Genomic DNA, 19,340 nt, shown 5'->3' with positions numbered 1-19,340 from the left:
CGCTCCGCCCGCCCGCCCCGCACCCCCTCTGGCCCGCGCAATTTCGCGGAAAGAGTGGCTATCCCGCGTCGGATGGCCACTCTTTCGGTGAATTAGTGGCCACCGGACGGGCGGCGGGCGGGGCGGGGGGAGGCGAGTGCGGCACGGGCGGTGGCGTGGCGGCCGAGGAGGAGGGCGTACGACAGGAAGGCGAGCCACGCGGTGGCGCCCACCGCGATCCGGACGGCGGCCGGCACCGGCGCCGGGGTCACGAACGCCTCCAGCAGCGCGGAGACCGCGAAGAGCCCGACCAGGCCGGCGGCCACCACGATCGCCGCCCGGCCGGCCTCGGCGACCGCCCGGCCCCGGCTCAGGTCCGCCGGTGGTGAGATCCACGCCCACGCGGTCCGCAGCCCGACCCCGGCGGCGACGAAGATCCCGGTGAGTTCCAGCAGCCCGTGCGGGGTGATCAGGCCGAAGAAGACATCCGCCCGGCCGTACGAGATCATCACGCCGCCGACCACGCCGATGTTCAGCGCGTTCTGCCACAGCAGGTAGAACACCGGCACCACGAGCACCCCGGACGCGAGGCACTGGGCGGCGAGCCAGGCGTTGTGCGTCCACAGGTGGAACGCGAAGGTCGGCGCGGCGAACTCGGTGTAGTAGCCGGCGAAGCCGGAGTCGACCAGGTCCTTGGCGGCGGCCTCGCCGATGAAGGCGGCGGCGGTGTCCGGGTGACCGGCGACGAACCAGATCAGGAATCCGCTGAGCGCGCTGAACCCGGTGGCCACCGCGCACCACCAGGGCCAGGCCCGGTAGAGAGCGGCCGGTAGGTCGGCCAGGACGAACCGGCGGACCGCCGCCCAGGACGGCCGGGGCCGGCCGGTGATCCGGGCGCGGGCCGCCAGCACCAGGTGCGACAGGCGGTTGACCAGGGCCGGTTCGGGTGAGCGGCTGCGCAGTGCGGAGAGGTGCGTGGCGGTGCGCTGGTAGAGCACGACCAGCTCGTCAACCTCGGTCGCGTCCAGCCTGCGCCGGCCGGTCAGCTGCTCCAGCCGCCGCCACTCGGCGCCGTGCTCCGCCACGTACGCGTCGAGATCCACCCCGCACCCCCGTTCGGCGTCCATGGTGTTCACTGTCCGGGTGCGCGCGCAACCTCCCCCACCGGTCGGCGGAGCCGACGCCGGTCTGGTCAGCGGCGAGGCGGTCGAGCTGGACGTCCGGGCGGCCCGGCTCGGCTCCCGGGTGCTCGCCCTGCTGATCGACCTGCTGGCCCAGCTGGTGGTGGCGCTGCTGCTGTCGGTCGTGCTGACGGTGCTGCTCCTGCTCGTCCTGCCGAACGACCTGGTGGACGCCGCCCTGGAGGGGGCGGTGCAGACCGTGCTGGTCGTGCTGGTGCTGGTCGGCTACCCGGTGCTGATGGAACGTTTCGTCGGCGGGCGGACGCTGGGCAAGCTGGCCGTGGGGCTGCGGGTGGTCCGCGCCGACGGCGGCCCGGTCGGGGTCGGCCAGTCGCTGACCCGGGCCCTGGTGGGCGTCGCGGTGGAGTGGCCGGGGCTGGTGCTGCCGCTGCTGAGCTGGGCGGCGAGCGTGACCGTCATGCTCAGCGACCCGCGCGGCCGCCGCCTGGGCGATCTGGTCGCCGGCACGCTGGTGGTGCACACCCGCAGCGCCGGGGCGTTCCGGCCGCTGCCGCCGGCCGCGCCACCGCTGCTCGCCTGGGCGCGCACGCTGGACCTGACCAGGTTGGACGACGGCCTGGCGCTGGCCGTCCGGCAGTATCTGGGCCGGGTGCACCAGCTCGCCGAGCCGGATCGCAGCCTGCTCGGGCGAGGGCTCTGGGCCGAGGTGGCGGCGCGGATCTCGCCGCCGCCCCCGTGGGCCGCGCCGGAGCCCGCGTACCTGGCCGCCGTGCTGGCCGAACGGCACCGCCGGGCCGTCCAGCGGCTGGGCCGTACCCGGGCGGTCACCGCCACGCTCTGGCCGGAACTGGCCCCGGCGCCGGCCGCCGCACCCGCCGCGCCGGCGTTGCGGCCCGCCGTGCCCACCCAGCCCAATCCGGTACGCGGACAGCCCGCCCCGCTCGACGTCGAGCCCTGAGATCGTGCTCGATCAGGGAAGTAGTGGTCTCGGCGCGACTGCGGCACCACCCGATCCACGACCGAGCACGGCCAGGCGAGGCCGGCCCGGACGCTGACGGTCAGGAGAAGAGCGCGCGGCCCCACCAGTCGGCGGCGTCGCGCACGCCGGGCGGGCAGGCGAAGAGTCCGCTGGAGACGTGCCGCAGGTACTCGTTCATCGCGTCGTTGCGGGCGAGCCGGGTCTGGATCGGCACGAACTGCTTGCGCGGGTCCCGCTGGTACGCGATGAAGAAGAGCCCGGCGTCGAGCCGGCCCAGCCCGTCCGAGCCGTCCACGAAGTTGTAGCCCCGGCGCAGCAGGCGGGCGCCGTTGTTCTGGTCGGGGTGGGCGAGCCGGACGTGCGAGGTCTCGGCGATCACCGGCTCACCGTCGTCGCCCTTGGCGGCGAAGTCCGGCTCGTCGAACTCGTCGCGCCTGCCCAGCGGCGCGCCGCTGCCCTTGGTCCGGCCGACGATCTGCTCCTGCTCGGCCAGCGGGCTGCGGTCCCAGGTCTCGATCAGCATCCGGATCTTGCGGGTGACCAGGTACGACCCGCCGGTCATCCAGTCCGGCCCGTCGCCCGGCTGGGCCCAGAGGTGATCCCGGAGCAGGCCGGCGTCCTCCGCCTTGAGGTTGGCGGTGCCGTCCTTGAAGCCGAACAGGTTGCGCGGGGTGGCCTGGTCCCGCGAGGTCGACGAGGTACGCCCGAAGCCGAGCTGCGACCAGCGGACGCTGACCACACCCATGCCGATCCGGGCCAGGTTGCGGATGGCGTGCACCGCCACCTGCGGGTCGTTGGCGCAGGCCTGGACGCAGATATCGCCGCCGGAGAGTTCCGGCTTGAGCGCGTCCCCGGCGAAGTGCGGCAGGTCGGCCAGCGCGGCGGGACGCTTGTCGGCGATGCCGAACCGGTCCCGGCCCTGGGCGTCCCGGAACAGCGTCGGGCCGAAGCCGACGGTGATGGTGAGCTGCGACGGGGGCAGGCCGAGCGCCTCGCCGGTGTCGTCCGGCGGGGCCTCCGGCACGCCGTTGACGGCGCCGATCAGCCCGGCGTCCTTCCCGGCGGTCATCCGGGCCGCGGCGGCGGTCCAGTCCTGCAGCAGCGTGACCAGCTTCGCCCGGTCCTTGGTGATCACGTCGAAGGCGACGAAGTGCAGCCGGTCCTGGGCGGGGGTGGTGATGCCGGCCTGGTGCTCGGCGAAGAACGGGACCGCCCCGGCGGCGACCTCGGTGGCCGACGCCTGGTCGCCACCACCGAAGAGCGCGCCCGCGCCGCCCGCCACCCCGGCCACGCCGGCCACCCCGACCCCGGCCAGGGTGATGGCCCGCCGCCGGGACAGCCCGCGCGGCTCCTCGGTGCTCGGCGCGCTCACGCCGCCGCCTTGCTCGCTGCGCTCACTCATCGCGTCACCTCCGGTTCCGGCCGTCATCGCGCGACGACCGCGGCGACCTTGCTGATCGGCTCGGCGAGCGCGTTGATGCTGTCCGACAGCTCCTTCAGCTCGTCCTTGCTGAGCTGGGTGTGCAGCTTCCAGCCGTCGCCGGCGCGGTGCTTGCCGAGGGTCGTCTCGACGTTGGCGAACTCGGTGTCGAGCTGCTTGACCAGGTCGGGCGAGCGCTGCTCCAGGGCCGGTCGGAGCGCGGCGATGGCCGCCTTCGACCCCTCCAGGTTGGCGTTGAAGTCCCAGAGGTCGGTGTGCGAGTACCGCTCCTCCTCGCCGGTGATCTTGCCGCTGGCGACCTCGTCGAGGAGGGCCTTCGCGCCATTGGCGAGCTGCAGCGGGGTGAGCTTCTCGGCGTTGGCCTTGGCGACGATCGCCTTCACGTCGGTGAGCAGCTGGTCGGCGATGGCGCCGTCCTTGCTGACGTCACCGGTGGTCCACAGGTCCTTCTCGATCCGGTGGAAGCCGGTGAACTCCATGCCCTCCTCGACGACCTCCTCGCGGCCGTCGATCTTCGGGTCGAGGTCGCCGAAGCTCTCCGCGACCGGCTCGATCCGCTCCCAGTAGGTGCGGGCCACCGGGTAGAGCGCCTTGGCCTTGGCCACGTCGTTGGCCTTGACCGCGGCCACGAACTCCTCGGTCTTCGTCAGCAGCGCGGCGGTCTGGCTCTGCACGTACCGCTGGTAGCTGGCGGTGGCGTCGGTCAGCGCGGCGTCGGGCGCCACGCTCGCGGCGGCGCCGGAGACCTTCAGCGCGCCCCGGATGCCCCGGCCGCTCATGCCCGGCTTGCAGGCCGTCTCGTACGTGCCGGCGGGCAGCTCGACCCGCAGCTCCCGGCTCAGGCCGGGGGCGATGTTCTCCACCTCGCCCATCACCCGGTCGCCGGCGGCGTAGACATAGAACTCGTTGACCTTGGAGCCGGAGTTGGTCACCTTGAAGGTCACCTGGCCGGCCTGGATCTCGGTGGTGCCGACCTCGCAGGCGCTGTCGGTGGCCTTGACCACGATCGGGCCGCCGGCCGTCGCGTCCGACTTGTCGTCGCCACCGCCGCATCCGGCCAGGCCGGCGACGGCGAGCATCCCGGCGGCGGCGGGCACGATGAATCGAGTGGTACGCACGGTGCGGTCTCTCCTCGGGGAACGGGCGGTCAGGCGCGCTGCGGCGTGCCGGCGGTGGTCTCGGTCGCGGCCGGCTCGGCGGGCTTCGCCGGCTCGGCCGGGGTGGCGGCCGGTGCCGCGTCGGTGGTCGGCGCCGGGGCCGGCTTGGCGGGGGCGGCCGGCTTGCGCAGGAAGAGCACCAGCACCGGCACCGCGTACGCCACCCAGGCGACCATCTCCAGCACGCTCGGCGTGGCGGTGATGTTGAACATGCCGCTGAGCAGCGCCGCGTACCAGGTGCTCGGGTCGAGCACCGAGGAGATGTCGAAGGCGTGGTTGTTCAGGCCGGGCAGCACCCCGGCCTCCTGGAAGTCGTGCACGCCGTACTTGAAGATGCCGGCGGCGACCAGGATCAGCAGCGCGCCGGTCCAGGTGAAGAACGTGCTCAGGTTGAGCTTCAGGGCGCTGCGGTAGAGCAGGAAGCCGAGCACCACGGCGGTGAGGATGCCGCCGATCAGGGCGAGCATGGCGTTGCGCCCGGCGCCGCCGGCGGTGCTCTGGGCGGCGGAGTAGAAGATCAGCGCGGTCTCCAGGCCCTCCCGGATGACCGCGAGGAAGGCCATGCCGGTCACCGCGAACGCGCCGACGGCCAGCGCGTCGGAGAGCTTGCCCCGCAGTTCCCGGGCGATGCTCCGGGCGGCCTTGCGCATCCAGAAGATCATCCAGGTGACGAAGACCACGGCGGCCACGGAGGTGATCGCGTCGAAGAGCTCGCGCGACTCCGAGGTCTGCAGCAGCGAGGTCGACGTGTACTCGATCAGCCAGCCGAAGAACACCGACAGGAGCACGGCGGCGGCGACGCCGAGCCACACGTGCGGCAGCCGGTTGCGCCGGTCGGACTTGACCAGGAACGCGACCAGGATGCTGACCACCAGGGTCGCTTCCAGGCCTTCCCGCAGGCCGATCAGGTACGTGGCGAACATCAGGTACTCCGTCGTCGGTTAGGCACGCCTCAGTTAACTTAGGGCAGCCATACCTTCCTCCTGTCCCGGGGTCGGCGTCAAGTCGTTCACGACAACGTCACCCGGGCCGGCGGCGATCAGACACCCGCTGGTCACCCCAGCTTTCCGCCGTGGTGGCGAGGGTCACCAGGGCCGTCCGGCCCGACCTGCCCACCGGGAGCCGGCGCGCAGCGCCGGGGCCGGCGGCTGTCCGCGTACGCGAAAGGGACCGGGACGGCCGCGCGGCGGCCGACCCCGGTCCCTTCCGAGGATGGGTCAGTACCGGTAGTGCTCGGGCTTGAACGGGCCCTCCTGGGACACACCGAGGTACGCGGCCTGCTCCTTGCTCAGGGTCGTCAGCTTGGCCCCGAGGGCGTCCAGGTGCAGCCGGGCGACCTTCTCGTCCAGGTGCTTGGGGAGCACGTACACACCGACCGGGTACTCGTCCGTCTTGGTGTAGAGCTCGATCTGGGCGATGGTCTGGTTGGCGAACGAGTTCGACATCACGAAGCTCGGGTGGCCGGTGGCGTTGCCCAGGTTCAGCAGGCGGCCCTCGGAGAGCACGATGATGGCGTGGCCGTCGGTGAACCGCCACACGTCGACCTGCGGCTTGATGTTCTCCCGGGTCACGTCGGAGCGCTTCGCCAGGCCGGCCATGTCGATCTCGTTGTCGAAGTGGCCGATGTTGCCGACGATGGCCTGGTGCTTCATCCGGGCCATGTGCTCGTTGGTGATGACGTTGAAGCAGCCGGTGGCGGTGATGAAGATGTCGGCCTGCTCGACCACGTCGTCCAGGGTGGCGACCTGGTAGCCGTCCATCGCCGCCTGGAGCGCGCAGATCGGGTCGACCTCGGTCACCACGACCCGGGCACCCTGGCCGCGCAGCGACTCGGCGCAGCCCTTGCCCACGTCGCCGTAGCCGAGCACGACCGCCATCTTGCCGCCGATCAGCACGTCGGTGGCCCGATTGATGCCGTCGATGAGCGAGTGGCGGCAGCCGTACTTGTTGTCGAACTTGCTCTTGGTCACCGAGTCGTTGACGTTGATCGCCGGGAAGAGCAGGGTGCCGGCGCGGTGCATCTCGTAGAGCCGGTGCACGCCGGTGGTGGTCTCCTCGGTCACGCCCTTGATGCCGGCGGCGATCCGGGTCCAGCGCTGGCCGTCCTCGGCGAGCGAGCGGTGCAGGAGCTTGAGGATGACCGCGTACTCCTCGGAGTCGGCGGACTCGACCGGCGGGACGACCCCGGCCTTCTCGAACTCGACGCCCTTGTGGACGAGCAGGGTGGCGTCGCCGCCGTCGTCGAGGATCATGTTCGGGCCACCGCCGGCTCCGCCGGCATCGCCAGCTGAGCCGTCGGGCCACGTCAGAGCCTTTTCGGTGCACCACCAGTACTCCTCCAGGCTCTCGCCCTTCCAGGCGTAGACCGGCACACCCGCCGGGGCCTCGGGAGTGCCCTCGGGGCCGACCACGATCGCGGCGGCCGCGTGGTCCTGGGTGGAGAAGATGTTGCACGACGCCCAGCGGACCTGCGCGCCGAGCGCGACCAGGGTCTCGATCAGGACGGCGGTCTGGATGGTCATGTGCAGCGAGCCGGTGATGCGGGCACCGGCGAGCGGCTGGGCGTCGGCGAACTCACGCCGGATCGCCATCAGGCCGGGCATCTCGTGCTCGGCGAGCCGGATCTCCTTGCGCCCGAACGCGGCGAGCGACAGATCCGCCACCTTGTAGTCGCCCTCGGCGAGGGTGCTCGGCCGGGCCTCGGACGACGCGCCGCTGGGGGCCGCCGGGAGGGTGCTGGTCATGGAAGCTCCTGTCGAACGATGTGGTGCGCAGCCTTCCACCTTACGCTCGCGGCCGGTTCGGACCGTGCCCGGTCGGTGGACGGCGGGCGGCCCGGACGGCGGACAGCGCACGGGGCGGTCGGTGGTGAACGGACTTTCCGCCCACGGCCCGGCCGCCCCGTGCATCCCCCCGGTTTGGTTCCCCGCGCGTCACCGGACCTTTCGTCGCGACAACGCTGCGTACCCATAGAGTCACACCGGGTCCGGACGACGTCAAGCTATTTCGGAAAAGTCGGAATTGTGGCGTCGAGCCTCGTCAGCGCAGGCCGCAGGTGGCGACGAACGCCTCGCCCTCGCCGCCGAGCACCAGCGGACCGCCCGCCGCGGTGCCCACCGCCGCCTGGCCCGGCCCCAGGGTGACCGTGCCCACCCCGTCGTCCACGGTGAGCTTGCCGGCCCGGCACAGCACCACCCGCGGGCCGGGCAGCGCCAGCCGCACCGCCGCACCGCCGGCCGCCACCTCGACCCGGTGCAGCGCGAAGTCCTCCACCGGCACCGGCCAGGTCACCACGCCCGGCGCCACCGGGACCGGGGCCATCACCGGCTCGTCGAGCACCTCGAACCGCAGCACCCGCAGCAACTCGTCCACGTCGACCCGCTTCGGCGTGAAACCGCCGCGCAGCACGTTGTCGCTGGCCGCCATGATCTCCACACCGGTGCCGCGCAGATAGGCGTGCATGTTGCCGGCCGGCATCCAGATCGCCTCGCCCGGCGCCAGCCGCACGTGGTGCAGCAGCAGCGCCACCAGCACCCCCGGGTCGGCCGGATAGTCGACCGCCAGCGCCCGCGCCAGCACCGCGTCCGGCCCGGCGGCCTCCGCCGACAGCACCCCCGCCACCAGCCCGGCGCGCTCCGCCTCGGGCCAGCTCAGCAGCAGGCGTACGGCCTCCCGCAGCCCCGCCGGTCCGGTGCGCAGCGCCGCCACCACCGGCTCCAGCGCCGGTACGCCGAACGCCGCGATCGCCGCCGCCGACTCCGCCGGGTCGCGGAACCCGCAGAGCGCCTCGAACTCGCTCAACGCGACCAGCAGCTCCGGCTTGTGGTACGGGTCCACGTAGTTGACCCGGCCCGCGTCGGCCGCGTACCCCGCCCGGGCCTGTTCGGCGTCCGGGTGTGCCTGCAGGCTCAGCGGGGCGTCCGCGGCCAGCAGCTTGAGCAGGAACGGCAACCGGGTGCCGAACCGGCCGACCAGCCGCTCGCCCAGCCAGTGCGCCGGCTCGGCGAGCAGCAGGTCGGTGAGGCTCACCGGGCTGCCGTCCCGGTCCACCGTCGCCGGCGCGCCCGGGTGGGCGCCCAGCCACAGCTCGGCCTCCGGACCGTCGCTCGGCACCGGGCGCCCCTGCAACTCGGCGATCGCGGTGCGGGAGCCCCAGGCGTAGTCCCGGATCTGTCCCTGCAGCAGCTCCACGGTCAGCTCCCGGGCCGGCCGGTCACCTCGTCGGCCGCGGCCCCCGGCTGCGGGCCGGTGGCCTCCGCCGGCGCGACCGCGGTGTGCGACGCCTGGCCCGTGCCGGCCCGGTCCGCCGCCGCGCTGTAGATGTCCGGCTCCAGGTAGATGACCCGGGCGATCGGCACCGCGCTGCGGATCCGCGCCTCGACGGCGTTGATGCCCCGGGCCAACTGCTCGGCGCTGTCGCACGGCGAGACCGCCACCTTCGCGGCCACCATCAGCTCCTCCGGGCCCAGGTAGAGCGTCTTCATGTGGATGATCCGCTCGACCTCCGGGCCGTCCGCGACGGCCCGCTGGATCGCGGCCAGCTCCTTCGGGTCCGCACCCTCGCCGAGCAGCAGGCTCTTGGTCTCGATCGCCAGGGTCAGCGCGATGATCACCAGCAGCAGACCGATCATCGCGGTGCCGGCGGCGTCCCACATGCCGTTCCCGGTGATCAGCGTCATCCCCACGCCGAACAGCGCGAGGACCAGACCGATCAGCGCGCCGAAGTCCTCCAGCAGCACCACCGGCAGCTCGGGCGCCTTGGCCCGCCGGATGAACCGCACCCAGGACTGGTTGCCCCGGATCAGGTTGGACTCCTTGATCGCGGTGCGGAAGGAGAAGCCCTCCATGGCGATCGCGATCACCAGCACGGTCACCGGCACCCACTGCCAGCTGCTGATCGGCTCCGGGTGCTGCGCCTTGTGGTACGCCTCGTAGAGCGCGAACAGGCCACCGAGGCTGAACAGCACGATCGCCACGATGAACGCGTAGATGTAGCGCTCCCGGCCGTACCCGAAGGGGTGCTCCGGGGTGGCCTCCCGCTTGGCCCGGCGGCCGCCGAGCAGCAGCAGGCCCTGGTTGCCGGAGTCGGCGACCGAGTGGATCGACTCGGCCAGCATCGACGAGGAGCCGGTCAGCAGGAACGCGATGAACTTGGTGACGGCGATGCCGATGTTGGCCGCCAGGGCGGCGATGATCGCCTTCGTCCCACCGTTGGCACTCACCGCGCCACCCCTGCTCCCCGTCCGACGCCGCGCGTGCTCACTGGTTAGCCAGCTCCTTCATTTCCGAGACGGCCGGAACGGCCATCGGATCCAGCCCGTGTGCCAGGGCGAGGTAGATCGAGGCGAAATCGGGGACCGCCACCAGCGAGGCGAGCCGCTCCAGCGCGGAACCGCCCTCGGCGGTCACCACGTCGCAGCGCACCCCGCGCCGCTCGGCGAGGGTCTGCACGGCGTCGGCCCGGCGCTCCTCCACCGCGAGCGGCTCGTCGGTGTCGTCCTCCGCGTTCAGGCCGCCGTCGCGCAGCAGCACCAACCGCAGTCGGGTGCTGTCGCCGCCGCCCTCGTCGGGATCGGCGAAGATGTCCCGCTCCCCCTCGGCCAGGCCGCCGAACACGCCGTCGAGCAGGCCGACCCGGCCCCGGCCCGCCTCACCCAGGGCACCGGTGACCACCGGGTAGCGGGCGTTGGCCGAGAGCGTGTCACCGAACCGGCGGGCGGCCACCGTGGCCAGCGGGGACGAGCCCCAGACGATCGGGATCGACCCGGCCAGGCCGAGCGCGAGGGACTTCGCCGGGTTGACGAAGGACTCGGCGGTCGGGCGGCACCGGTCGGCGTCCGCGTCCAGCCGGGCCGCCGTCTCGGCCAGGTCCGCCTCGTTGACCTTCACCAGCCCGAGCGTACGGGCGGCCAGCAGCACCGGCACGGTGAGCGCCCACAGACTGGCCCGGGCCGGCGCCCGGCGCGGCACCGGGATGAACGGCGCCCGGGCCCGCTCGGCCACCGACTGAAGCTGGGAGTCCGGCGCGCCGACCGCGACCAGGCGGGCGCCCCGCCGGTGCGCGGCCTCGGCGGCGCCCAGCGCCTCGGGGCTGCGGCCGGAGGCGCTGACCGCGATGACCACGTCCGCCGCGCCCACCCAGCCCGGCACACCGGCGCTGCGGTGCGGGATCACCGGCACCGGGCAGCGCGGCCCGGCCACCGTGGCCAGCACGTCGCCGGTACGGCCGGCGGTGCCGATGCCGGCGATGACGACCGCGCGGGGCCGGCCCTCGTCGGCCAGCACGCTCAGGTTCGCCTCGGCGGCCAGCGCCGCCGACTCCCGCACCTGCGCGCCGGCCGAGGCGGTGAAGCGCAGCATGCCGCCCGGATCCTGCTCGGCCAGCAGCTCCGGGTTGTCCAGCAGCGACTCGTCGGGGTGCCGGTGCCCGCTGACCCCGGCCGTACCCTCCATCACGGCTGCGTCGCGGCGCCGCCGCGGGCGTCGTCCGCCGCGGGACCACCGCGCGCCTCGTCGAGCAGCAGCACCGGCACGTCGTCACGAACCTCGAAGATCCGACCGCACTCGGTGCAGGTCAGGGTCTGCGCCTGTGGGTCGTAGTCGAGCGGGGCGTGGTGTGTGTCCGGGCAGGCGAGGATCTCGAGCAACTGCGGGTCCAGGGCCACGGCGCGGCTCCTTCCACGTATGCGGTCTCACCGGTCGGCGGTGCCACCCGGCGCAGGCGATCTTATCGGCGAACCGGTGCCGGCACCGCGCCACGTCTCAGCACTAACGGCACCCTCCCGGCCGGCGCGGCGACCACCCGGCGCGGGTCGTCACCACACACCGTCACCGTAACGCCCGGCGCGCGGCCGGACGCGGGCTCAGCGCGGCGGGCGGGGCAGCACGGTCGTGGCGTCCGGGCCGGCGGCCGGCGGCTCGCCACCCGGCTGGTCCCCGGCGGCGGGAGCGCCGTACACGTTGCCGGTGGCCCGGGGGGTCGCGGACCCGCCGTAGACGGTCGGGGTGGGTGGCTGCTGCCCGTACACCGGGGCGACCGGGCCGCCGGAACGGTACGTGGTGCCGCCGGTGGCGCGCGGCAACGGGACCTGCGGGTACGCGTCCCCCTCGCCGGCCTTCTCCGCGCGGTTGCGCCGGATCAGCAGCGCGATCAGGCCGGCGCCGACGAGGACCAGCAGGATGCCGAACCACATGATGGGAGAACCTCCGGAGGAACTGTCGGCCGCGGCGGAGGGTGCCCCGGCGGTCGGGCCGAGGGCGGCCACGGCCGAACCGGTGTCCTCGGCGCTCGGCTCGGTCACTTCGGCGCTCGGCGTCGGCGTCGGGGACGGCTTGCGGCTCGGCGTCGGGCTGGGAGCCTTCGCCCCGCCCACCACCCGGGCCGCGGTGCTGGCCCGGCCGATGAGCCGACCGGCGGCGGTGGTCGCCTCGCCGATCACGGTCAACCGACCGTCGGCCACGCCGGCCAGGAAGGCGACCCGGTAACGGACGGTCCTGCCCTTGCCCTTGCAGAGCGTCGGCTCGGCCGGCGAGGTACGGGCCGTGGCGACCGCCCCGGAGCCCCCGGAGACCGGCACCGGCCACCAGCGGCCGTCGCTGTTCACCTGCACCCGGACCTGCTCGGGCCGGACGCCGTCCAGCCGCAGCGCCAGCGCGGTGCGGAGCATGACGCAGCCGTCGGTACGCTTGCGTACCTCGACCGCGACGCCGCCCGGGGACCCGCCGACCGTGAAGCTGCTCGCCGACCGCACCGCCACCCGGTCGCCGTCCGCTGACGCCGGGGAAGACGCGACGATCAGCAGGCCGCCGAGCACCGCCCCGACCAGGCCCATTCGCGCCGCGTGCCGCCTCACCGACATCCCCACCTCACCATTCCGCCCCTGCCGGGCCCGCCGGTAGGGTACTACCGGGCCGGAGTGGCAGCCGCGCATCGAGCGCTCACCATGTGTGCCGCGACACGCCGGACGCCCTCCCCGGCGACCCGTGCACGACCTGTGCCGCGGACGCGCCGCGGCGGGCGCGGTCAGGCGGCGGCGCCGGCCAGGGCCCGGCGGCACAGCCGGTCGGCGGTCCGGGTCGTCTCGGGCAGCCGGTACCGAGGGGTCAACGCCAGCACCCGGTCCGCCGCGTTGTCCAGGCTCATCCGATGACCGACGCTGACGAAGACCGGCCTGACCCCGTCCCGGGTCCGCAGCACCCGGCCGACCACCTCGTCACCCTCCCGCAGCGGGCTCCAGTCGCCCCGCCGCGGCCCCGGCTCCGTCCACGCGCCGACCAGCGGCGTCTTACCCACCCCGATCGTGGGCAGGCCGGTGACCAGACCCAGGTGGCAGGCCAACCCGAACCGGCGCGGGTGCGCCAGCCCGTGCCCGTCGCAGACCAGCAGGTCGGGGCGGACGGCCAACCGGTCCAGGGCGGCCAGCAACGCGGGCAGCTCGCGGAAGGCGAAGAGCCCCGGCACGTACCCGAAGGCCGGCCGGCCCACGCTCACCGCCTCGTCCACCACGGCCAGGGTGGCGGCGTCGAGCACCGTCACGGCCGCCGCCAGCCGGTCACCGCTCTCCGCGTACGCGACGTCCAGGCCGGCCACCGTCGCGGGCGCGGTCGGGCCCGGCCCGACCAGGTCCACCCGCGACCGCAACTCCTCCTGTACGCGCAGCGCCTCCGCCACGTCGGCCGGCGGCACGTAACGCACTCCCCCGGCCGGATGCCCGACCGCCGGCTGCTCCGGTCCTCCCCGCCCCGCGGGTACCGGCCGTCCTGGTGTCACCGCCGGCCGGACCGCCCGCCGACCTGGCTGAACGCGATCCCGAAGGCCACCCCGAGACCGATGCCCAGCACGATCCCGGCGGCCCCGCCGATGGTCAGCCACCCGATCACCAGGCCGAGCACGATCCCCGCCACCCAGAAGAGTGCCCGCTGCCGATCGGTCGAACTCGTCACCCGCCCACCGTAACCAGCGATCCGCGCCCGCACGCCTGCTCCCTCGGCGCTCGGGGACCAGATGGAACACCGCCGTGGGCCGGAGGATCCAGCGTGCGCAGGTCAGTCGTGCCTGGACGCCGGCCCTGAGCCGGGCCCCGTAACGCACTTCGGTCGCTCGGCCATCCGTCGTCAGGAGGCCGCGGAGGCGATGGTCGGGTCGGCACCGGGGTCGCCGGCCTGCTGCAACTGCTCCTCGAACATCACGAACGTCCGCCGCCGGATACCGGCGATCAGCGCGGCCTCGTCGACCGTGTACGGACGCCGCTCTGCGATTGCGACATCCTCAATCGCCCTGACCGTCTCGTAGAGGGCGAAGATCGGCCCTTCTCCCTTGACGTAACGTCCGCGCTCCTCCTCGGTCCGTTGAACGAACCGTTCCGGCGAGCGAACGAAAATGTCGCCGCCCATGGCGAAAAGGATTTCGTCCACTATGTCGTTGGCGGGCTGCCAGCCGCCGGTGTCTCGGTCTAGCCGCCAGGCAGTGAGGCCACCATCGGGCGTGGGTACGAACTTCACCGGCGTTTCGTAATAGTCGTAGTAGGAAGGCAATTGAATTCCATGCACCGGATCCATCACTCAGATCTCCCATCCAGCGTCGATTGAAGGGCGGCCCAGAAGTACTCCCGCTGACGATGGCTGATGCCTTGGCGGATCGCCGACTCCATCTCCGACAGGCTACGGTTCTGTTCTCGCGCAATCGCTTCCAGGTCTCGCTTCACCTCGAACAGCGAGTGCTCCCAGGTCGCCACCTCGTCAAGGGCAGCGAGCTGCAGCCGAAATTCGGCGACGTGTCCGGACGAGGTCCTCACCATCATCTGTATGTCCCGATAACCACTGTCCTGAGGATCGATGAAGCGATCCTCGAACTGAACAACTGTGACCCGCAAGTCACCTTGCAAAGCCGACAAACCCGCGTAAAGCTCGCCGAGCCGGCGATAGGAAACGCGGCCGGCCGCTAGGTCTAGAAGACGAGAGGCGTCGCCCCCATACTTCACCACCTTGTCTTCGGCTCGTCTCCTGTCCTTGGGACCTGGCCGTGGCGAGTACTCAGCACCGTGCGATTTCTCCGCCAGGCTGCGTCCCAGAACATCGACCTCAGCCTGGGCAAGGACCGCAGCTTCATAAAGTTGGTCGAGGTACTGGCGCTGATACGTAACGTCCCGGCGTCGATCGAGATCGAAGCCCGGTTGAATCGCAGCCGGACGATCGACGGTTAGGCCGGAGCTGATCTCCAACTGCGCGGCGTTGAGTGGGGTTGGCAATATGGGAGGCACCGGTGCGGTCGCGGCTGCGGCGATACCCCGCTCGGCGATCTCGTCCAGGACCTCACCGAGGACATCGATCGCTTTCTGATGGCTCGCCAGGTGATGCAACGTCATCGGTCGGGCCGTCAACGAGTTCGCCAGCTCCGGGGTCGCGAGGATCATCCGCGCCAGGTCCGGACGTTGGCTGAGCTGGTGCACCAACGCCTCCGCCAGCAGCGGTTCGTCGCGCGGGGACGCCTCCCAGGTCTGGTCGAGCATCTGTTGGACGCGGGGGTCGCCGAGCAGCCGCGCCACGTCGTCGGCCGCCGATTGGTCCAGCCCCGGCACCAGCCGCCGCAGCGTCGGTGGGTTGATGTGCTGCGCCAACTCGACCGGCGTCACCCCGGCGGCGAAGGCCTCCCCGATGCTCCCGCTGGCGGCCAGCGCATCCCGGACGTAGAGTCCGGCCGCTATTCGGTCGGCGTGTGCGGCAAGGTGCGCTTTGCGCTCGGCTTCGGCTGGATCCGGCGGCGGCGCGCTTCCGGGCACCGGCGGTTCGGTGACCCGGTGGAACGTGGTGTCCTCACCGAGCAGGTACGCATGGTTGAAGTCCGGCGAACCGTCCTCGTCGTCGAATGTTGGCGGATCGGGCGGCCGCGGCGGCTCGGGTGGCTCCCGCAGTTCGGGCAGCACGTTGTAGGTGCCGGGTGGTCGACCGGCGAACGGCATCGGCTGGCCGTCCGGACCGAGCACCAACGCGTCGATCGCCACCGTGTTGTGGGGGTGCGACACCCCGCTGTGCGTGTAGAGCGGACGATCCCAGACAGAGCCGTTCTGCGGATCCAGGTAGAGCACGGTGCCGTTCTGGTTCAGCGCCACCCAGGCGTGCGAGCCGCCGCCTTCGTAGCTGGTGATGAGGAAGGCATAGCTGCCGTGCCCGCCGCCGAGCAGTTGCCAGTGCAGGTCGCGGTAGCCGCGCTCGACCCGCTGCCGCGCTTCGAGATCACTCGTCGGGGCGGGTCCCGCGCACAGGTCCTGGAACCAGCCGCCGGTGACCTCCTCGACCCGCTTCGGCCCGTCCACCTCGCCGTCGACCGGCGAGCGGACGTTGCCCTGGAGATAGCCGTCGAAGGTACGCGGCGCGGAGACCCGGGGCCGGCCGTGCACCCAGGTCTCGTAGAACGACAGGGTGCAGTCGAGGCAGTTGATGCTCCGGGTCGCGTCCGCCTGCGGACCACCGTCGTTCGCGAGCTGGAACCAGCCGCCGTACCGGGGATCAGCGGTACGCACGACGCTGCCGTCCGGGTTACGCGGCATCTGCCGCTCCAGGTCGGTCTGATGCAGCGCGAGCGGAGGGCGCAGGCCACCACGTACGCCGTAGCGACGGGTGCGGTCGATCGGCGGCGGGTGGCCGTCACCGGTCAGTGCCGAGCGGTCCGAGGTCTCCACCGCGCCGCTGGCGAGATCGGCGACCTCGCTGTTGATTCGGTAGAAGTCACCGTCGTCTTCGACGGTCACTCGTTCAGGGAGAAGGCTGCCGTCCAGCACAGCTTCCGCTTGATCGACCCACTGATAGTGGAGCTGATCTCTAAGCCGGCCCTCCCGATGGTGCTCCTCGGCGAGCTGGATCTGCCCCGCTTCCCTCAGCTCCTGGGCCCGTTTGAGAAGCCACCGCGCAGCCTCGTGTTGCTGTTCTGCGGCATCACGTAGCTCCTTTGCGGTGGTGCGGCGTCGTTTGTCTTCGTACCACTCGCGCTGCTCCCGGACGTAGCGTTGGTACCGCCGCCGGTCGAAAGCCTCCCGATCGGCCGCGAGCCGGGCCGCCCGCTCCTCAGGAGTGCTTCGACGGGGCGGCAATGGTTCTACGGGCATCGGCACTGCCGGCGACGCGTCCTGGGCCGGCGGACGTGGTGCCGGGGCCAGCGACTCCAGCAGCGGGAACCGAGGACTCGGCGCGGGCCGGTCACCCTGGCCGGGGGTCGACGGCGGGGTGGCCGGGTCCACGGCTGGTCGGACATGTGGGTGCGACGACGGCACCGTCGACGGCTCTGCCTGTGGCGTCGTCGCGTTGGTGGGGGCGGTGTGGACGGGTCCCAGCATCGGCGGGTGGGACTCAGGCGCAACGGGCGTGGCTACCGGTGCTGTCATGCCCGGCCGGGGAGGTGCCGGCTGGCTGGACATCCCGAGGTCCGCCGCTGCGGGGCTGTGGAGCGGATCGGGTCTGGGGTCGACGGCGACAGAATGGGTGACGGCAAGCGACGACTCGACGGTGACCGAGGAGAGCGTGGGGCTGGCCAACGCTTCGATGCGGGGCCGGTAAAGGTCGGGGTCTCCGGCGGGATGCCCAGAGGTCGAGGCGACGGGGACAGTGCCTTCAACGTCGACCGGCGAGCGCCCAAGTTCGCCGACCCCGCTCTCCTGCCGCAGATGGTCGACCGTGGCAGGGCCAACGTCGTGCGCCGGAACGACCGGCCCGGCCAAGTGGGAGGTCGGCTCCGTGGGAATCACACCGGTTGCATCGGTGACCTGCCCCGATGGCAGGGCGAGGTCGATCGGCTGGGTGAGGCCGGCCAGCTTCCCGTCGAGCCGGTGGTGCATCGCCGCGTCGGCCTGGCCGGTGGCCGACCCGCTGACCCCGGAGGCCGCCGCCCGGGCCAGGTCCTCGAGCGACACTCCCTGCCCGGTGGCCAAGCCTGCGGCGGTGTCTGCCAGGGTCTCGCCGGCCATCTCCCGGCCGAGGTGCTCGCCGAGCTGCGTGAACCGCCCGTGTGCGTGTCCGCCCAGCCCGGCGAGGGGCGCCGCCGCGCCGCCGGCGAAGCCGCCGAGCGCGGACATCCCCGCATCGGTCAGGTCGAGCCCGTCGCGGCGGCCGGTGGAGTTCTGGTACGCCTGCGTCGCCAGGTTGGTGCCGGCCTCCTGCCCGGCCTCGATGAGGCCACCGGCGAGGGCGCGTCTGGCCAACCCGCGTGCGCCGCTCTTGACGGCCTCCTTCGCGGCCCGCTCGCCGGCTTCCTTCAGACCCTCCTTGACTGCCTTGCGGGCCAACTGCGCCACGAGGCGCTTGAAGATCTGCTGCACCGCCACCCGGCTGGCCGCGGTGGCCGCGCCGACGGCCGGCGACGCGACGCCGGCGGTGGCCACGGTCAGCACCGCCAGCGAGAGCAGCTCGATGACCAGGATGCCCAGTTCGATCCAGGCCTCCAGCTTGGCGCCCTCGATGTCGCACCCGCAGGACTCGACGACCTTGCCCAGTTCGCCGGTGAAGGCGAGCACGGCGTGCAGCGGCGCGTCGTCGCCCTCGGCGACCTTGTGCCAGGCGATGTCGAAGGTCTTCGCGACCAGCCCGACGCCGCCGTAGCCGCTCCGCACCTCGCCGGCCGCCGTGATCGCGTCATTCCTCGGGATGCCGAGCACGTCGGCGACGCCGTACCACTGGTCGGCGAGGTCCCAGACGGCCCGCTCGTCACCCTCCGGCCACTCCACTCCGATGACCCAGTCGAGTGCCTCGTAGATCCAGCCCGGGACGTCCCAGGGGCAGTAGTCGAGCGGATGCGGGATCGGGCTGGGCAGCAGAGTCACGGGCGGATCCTCCGAAGGTCAGCGCCAGTGCCGATGCGGGTTGTGATGCTGGTGCGGGATCTCCCCGAGCTGCCGGGCATTGGCAGCGTCGGTCTCGACGGTGGCGGTCACCGAGCGGACCACGTCGGCGCCCAGCCCGTGCAGGGACCGGCCCAGGACCTCCCAGGCCTTCAGCAGCGTCTCCTCGTAGCCGCGGTACTGCTTCTCGAAGGCGGCGCCGATGTCGTCGCGGCCCCAGGGTCGCCGGGCACTCGCCTCGGCGATCGCCCCGCCGGCCTCCCGCCGGGCGGCCGTGACCGCATCCCCCGCCAGGCTCAGGTCGGCCCCGCCCCGGCGGGCCCGGTCAGGGTCCAGCCAGATCTCCCCGTCGGCCATTGCGGTCACTCTCCAGGCGACAGCACGGCGTCCGCCCGGCCGAGCAGGGCACCGAAGTCATTCGTACGCAGGAACTCCACCGACGGCGAGCCGGGCGGCAGATAGCCGGCGACCAGCTCCCGGGTGGCCGCCAGTCCTGCGGCGGAAGCCCGCAGTACGGTTGTGGTGATCTTGCGGCTCAGCGCCTTGGCGTCCCGGTCGTGGAAAACCGCCGGAGAGACGTCCACGCTGATCAGCTCGCCTCGGGCGCCGACCACGGCGGTCACCTGGCCGTCGTCGGAGCGCTCGGTCACCCGCAGTTGGGCGAGCTTGGTCTGGAGTTCGTCCAGTCCGGAGCGAAGTCGCTGGTACTGGCCGTACACCTCGTCGAACCGCGCACGAAGCGCGCGGTTGGCCTCCCGGTCGGCAGTTTCGGCCACCGCCACCCCTCCCCGTCACCCTCGGTAGGGCAGACCATAC

The 19,340-nt window shown here is 72.6% G+C and carries 17 protein-coding genes; 1 reads left to right on the top strand and 16 read right to left on the bottom strand.

Annotated elements, in window-relative coordinates:
* Positions 1-92 precede the first annotated feature (92 nt).
* Positions 93-1,106, bottom strand: coding sequence for a stage II sporulation protein M (locus EFE23_RS10325; RefSeq protein ID WP_204334911.1), 1,014 nt, complete (start codon positions 1,104-1,106; stop codon positions 93-95).
* A 16-nt stretch (positions 1,107-1,122) separates the two neighbouring features.
* Here EFE23_RS10325 and EFE23_RS10320 point away from each other — a divergent pair, with 16 nt between their 5' ends.
* A complete protein-coding gene (locus EFE23_RS10320; RefSeq protein ID WP_233600941.1) occupies positions 1,123-2,079 on the top strand; it encodes an RDD family protein in 957 nt (318 codons plus the stop codon).
* Positions 2,080-2,179: 100 nt separating this feature from the next.
* On the opposite strand, the gene efeB is transcribed toward EFE23_RS10320, so the two are convergent.
* From efeB to EFE23_RS10250, 15 genes are all read right to left on the bottom strand, one after another.
* Positions 2,180-3,529, bottom strand: a complete 1,350-nt coding sequence (gene efeB, locus EFE23_RS10315) for an iron uptake transporter deferrochelatase/peroxidase subunit (RefSeq protein ID WP_123240670.1) — start codon at positions 3,527-3,529, stop codon at positions 2,180-2,182.
* Complete coding sequence (efeO, locus tag EFE23_RS10310) at positions 3,526-4,659, bottom strand: iron uptake system protein EfeO (RefSeq protein WP_123240669.1); 1,134 nt, start codon at positions 4,657-4,659, stop codon at positions 3,526-3,528. Before efeO ends, efeB begins: the two co-directional genes overlap by 4 nt.
* Positions 4,660-4,688: 29 nt before the next feature.
* Positions 4,689-5,621 (bottom strand): iron uptake transporter permease EfeU, encoded by a 933-nt coding sequence (gene efeU, locus EFE23_RS10305; protein WP_123240668.1) that lies wholly within the window; start codon positions 5,619-5,621, stop codon positions 4,689-4,691.
* 294 nt (positions 5,622-5,915) lie between these two features.
* The gene (gene ahcY, locus EFE23_RS10300; RefSeq protein WP_123240667.1) at positions 5,916-7,442 is read right to left on the bottom strand and encodes an adenosylhomocysteinase; all 1,527 of its coding nucleotides are present in this window, start codon (positions 7,440-7,442) and stop codon (positions 5,916-5,918) included.
* 295 nt (positions 7,443-7,737) lie between these two features.
* Positions 7,738-8,889, bottom strand: coding sequence for a mannose-6-phosphate isomerase, class I (gene manA / locus EFE23_RS10295; protein ID WP_123240666.1), 1,152 nt, complete (start codon positions 8,887-8,889; stop codon positions 7,738-7,740).
* Between the two features lie 2 nt (positions 8,890-8,891).
* Positions 8,892-9,920, bottom strand: coding sequence for a cation diffusion facilitator family transporter (locus EFE23_RS10290; protein ID WP_123240665.1), 1,029 nt, complete (start codon positions 9,918-9,920; stop codon positions 8,892-8,894).
* Positions 9,921-9,957: 37 nt separating this feature from the next.
* Positions 9,958-11,154, bottom strand: coding sequence for an SIS domain-containing protein (locus EFE23_RS10285; RefSeq protein ID WP_123240664.1), 1,197 nt, complete (start codon positions 11,152-11,154; stop codon positions 9,958-9,960).
* Positions 11,151-11,363 carry a Trm112 family protein gene (locus EFE23_RS10280; protein ID WP_123240663.1) on the bottom strand — a complete coding sequence of 71 codons (213 nt, stop codon included), beginning with the start codon at positions 11,361-11,363 and terminating at the stop codon, positions 11,151-11,153. Before EFE23_RS10280 ends, EFE23_RS10285 begins: the two co-directional genes overlap by 4 nt.
* Before the next feature lie 198 nt (positions 11,364-11,561).
* Positions 11,562-12,557: a hypothetical protein gene (locus tag EFE23_RS10275; RefSeq protein WP_123240662.1), complete on the bottom strand. Its 996-nt coding sequence runs from the start codon at positions 12,555-12,557 to the stop codon at positions 11,562-11,564.
* A 164-nt stretch (positions 12,558-12,721) separates the two neighbouring features.
* Positions 12,722-13,393 (bottom strand): deoxyribonuclease V, encoded by a 672-nt coding sequence (gene nfi, locus EFE23_RS10270; RefSeq protein WP_123240661.1) that lies wholly within the window; start codon positions 13,391-13,393, stop codon positions 12,722-12,724.
* 71 nt (positions 13,394-13,464) lie between these two features.
* Positions 13,465-13,641: a hypothetical protein gene (locus tag EFE23_RS28460; RefSeq protein WP_199737000.1), complete on the bottom strand. Its 177-nt coding sequence runs from the start codon at positions 13,639-13,641 to the stop codon at positions 13,465-13,467.
* 171 nt (positions 13,642-13,812) lie between these two features.
* Positions 13,813-14,256 (bottom strand): hypothetical protein, encoded by a 444-nt coding sequence (locus EFE23_RS10265; protein ID WP_123240683.1) that lies wholly within the window; start codon positions 14,254-14,256, stop codon positions 13,813-13,815.
* Complete coding sequence (locus tag EFE23_RS10260) at positions 14,256-18,506, bottom strand: toxin glutamine deamidase domain-containing protein (protein ID WP_123240660.1); 4,251 nt, start codon at positions 18,504-18,506, stop codon at positions 14,256-14,258. Before EFE23_RS10260 ends, EFE23_RS10265 begins: the two co-directional genes overlap by 1 nt.
* Positions 18,507-18,524: 18 nt before the next feature.
* Complete coding sequence (locus EFE23_RS10255; RefSeq protein WP_123240659.1) at positions 18,525-18,881, bottom strand: hypothetical protein; 357 nt, start codon at positions 18,879-18,881, stop codon at positions 18,525-18,527.
* A 5-nt stretch (positions 18,882-18,886) separates the two neighbouring features.
* A complete protein-coding gene (locus tag EFE23_RS10250) occupies positions 18,887-19,300 on the bottom strand; it encodes a YbaB/EbfC family nucleoid-associated protein (protein ID WP_123240681.1) in 414 nt (137 codons plus the stop codon).
* Between the last annotated feature and the right edge of the window lie 40 nt (positions 19,301-19,340).

It is taken from the genome of Micromonospora solifontis (assembly GCF_003725545.1).
GTDB classification, from domain to species: domain Bacteria; phylum Actinomycetota; class Actinomycetes; order Mycobacteriales; family Micromonosporaceae; genus Micromonospora; species Micromonospora solifontis.
The sequence above is the reverse complement of the archived record's forward strand: the minus strand, read 5'-3'. Positions and strand labels throughout refer to the sequence as shown.

Bases quoted from the DNA above. Each gene is read 5' to 3' on its own strand.
- EFE23_RS10325 (WP_204334911.1), bottom strand. From the start codon at position 1,106: ATGGACGCCGAACGGGGGTGCGGGGTGGATCTCGACGCGTACGTGGCG.
- efeB (WP_123240670.1), bottom strand. From the start codon at position 3,529: ATGACGGCCGGAACCGGAGGTGACGCGATGAGTGAGCGCAGCGAGCAA.
- efeU (WP_123240668.1), bottom strand. From the start codon at position 5,621: ATGTTCGCCACGTACCTGATCGGCCTGCGGGAAGGCCTGGAAGCGACC.
- ahcY (WP_123240667.1), bottom strand. From the start codon at position 7,442: ATGACCAGCACCCTCCCGGCGGCCCCCAGCGGCGCGTCGTCCGAGGCC.
- EFE23_RS10275 (WP_123240662.1), bottom strand. From the start codon at position 12,557: ATGTCGGTGAGGCGGCACGCGGCGCGAATGGGCCTGGTCGGGGCGGTG.
- EFE23_RS10265 (WP_123240683.1), bottom strand. From the start codon at position 14,256: ATGGATCCGGTGCATGGAATTCAATTGCCTTCCTACTACGACTATTAC.
- EFE23_RS10255 (WP_123240659.1), bottom strand. From the start codon at position 18,881: ATGGCCGACGGGGAGATCTGGCTGGACCCTGACCGGGCCCGCCGGGGC.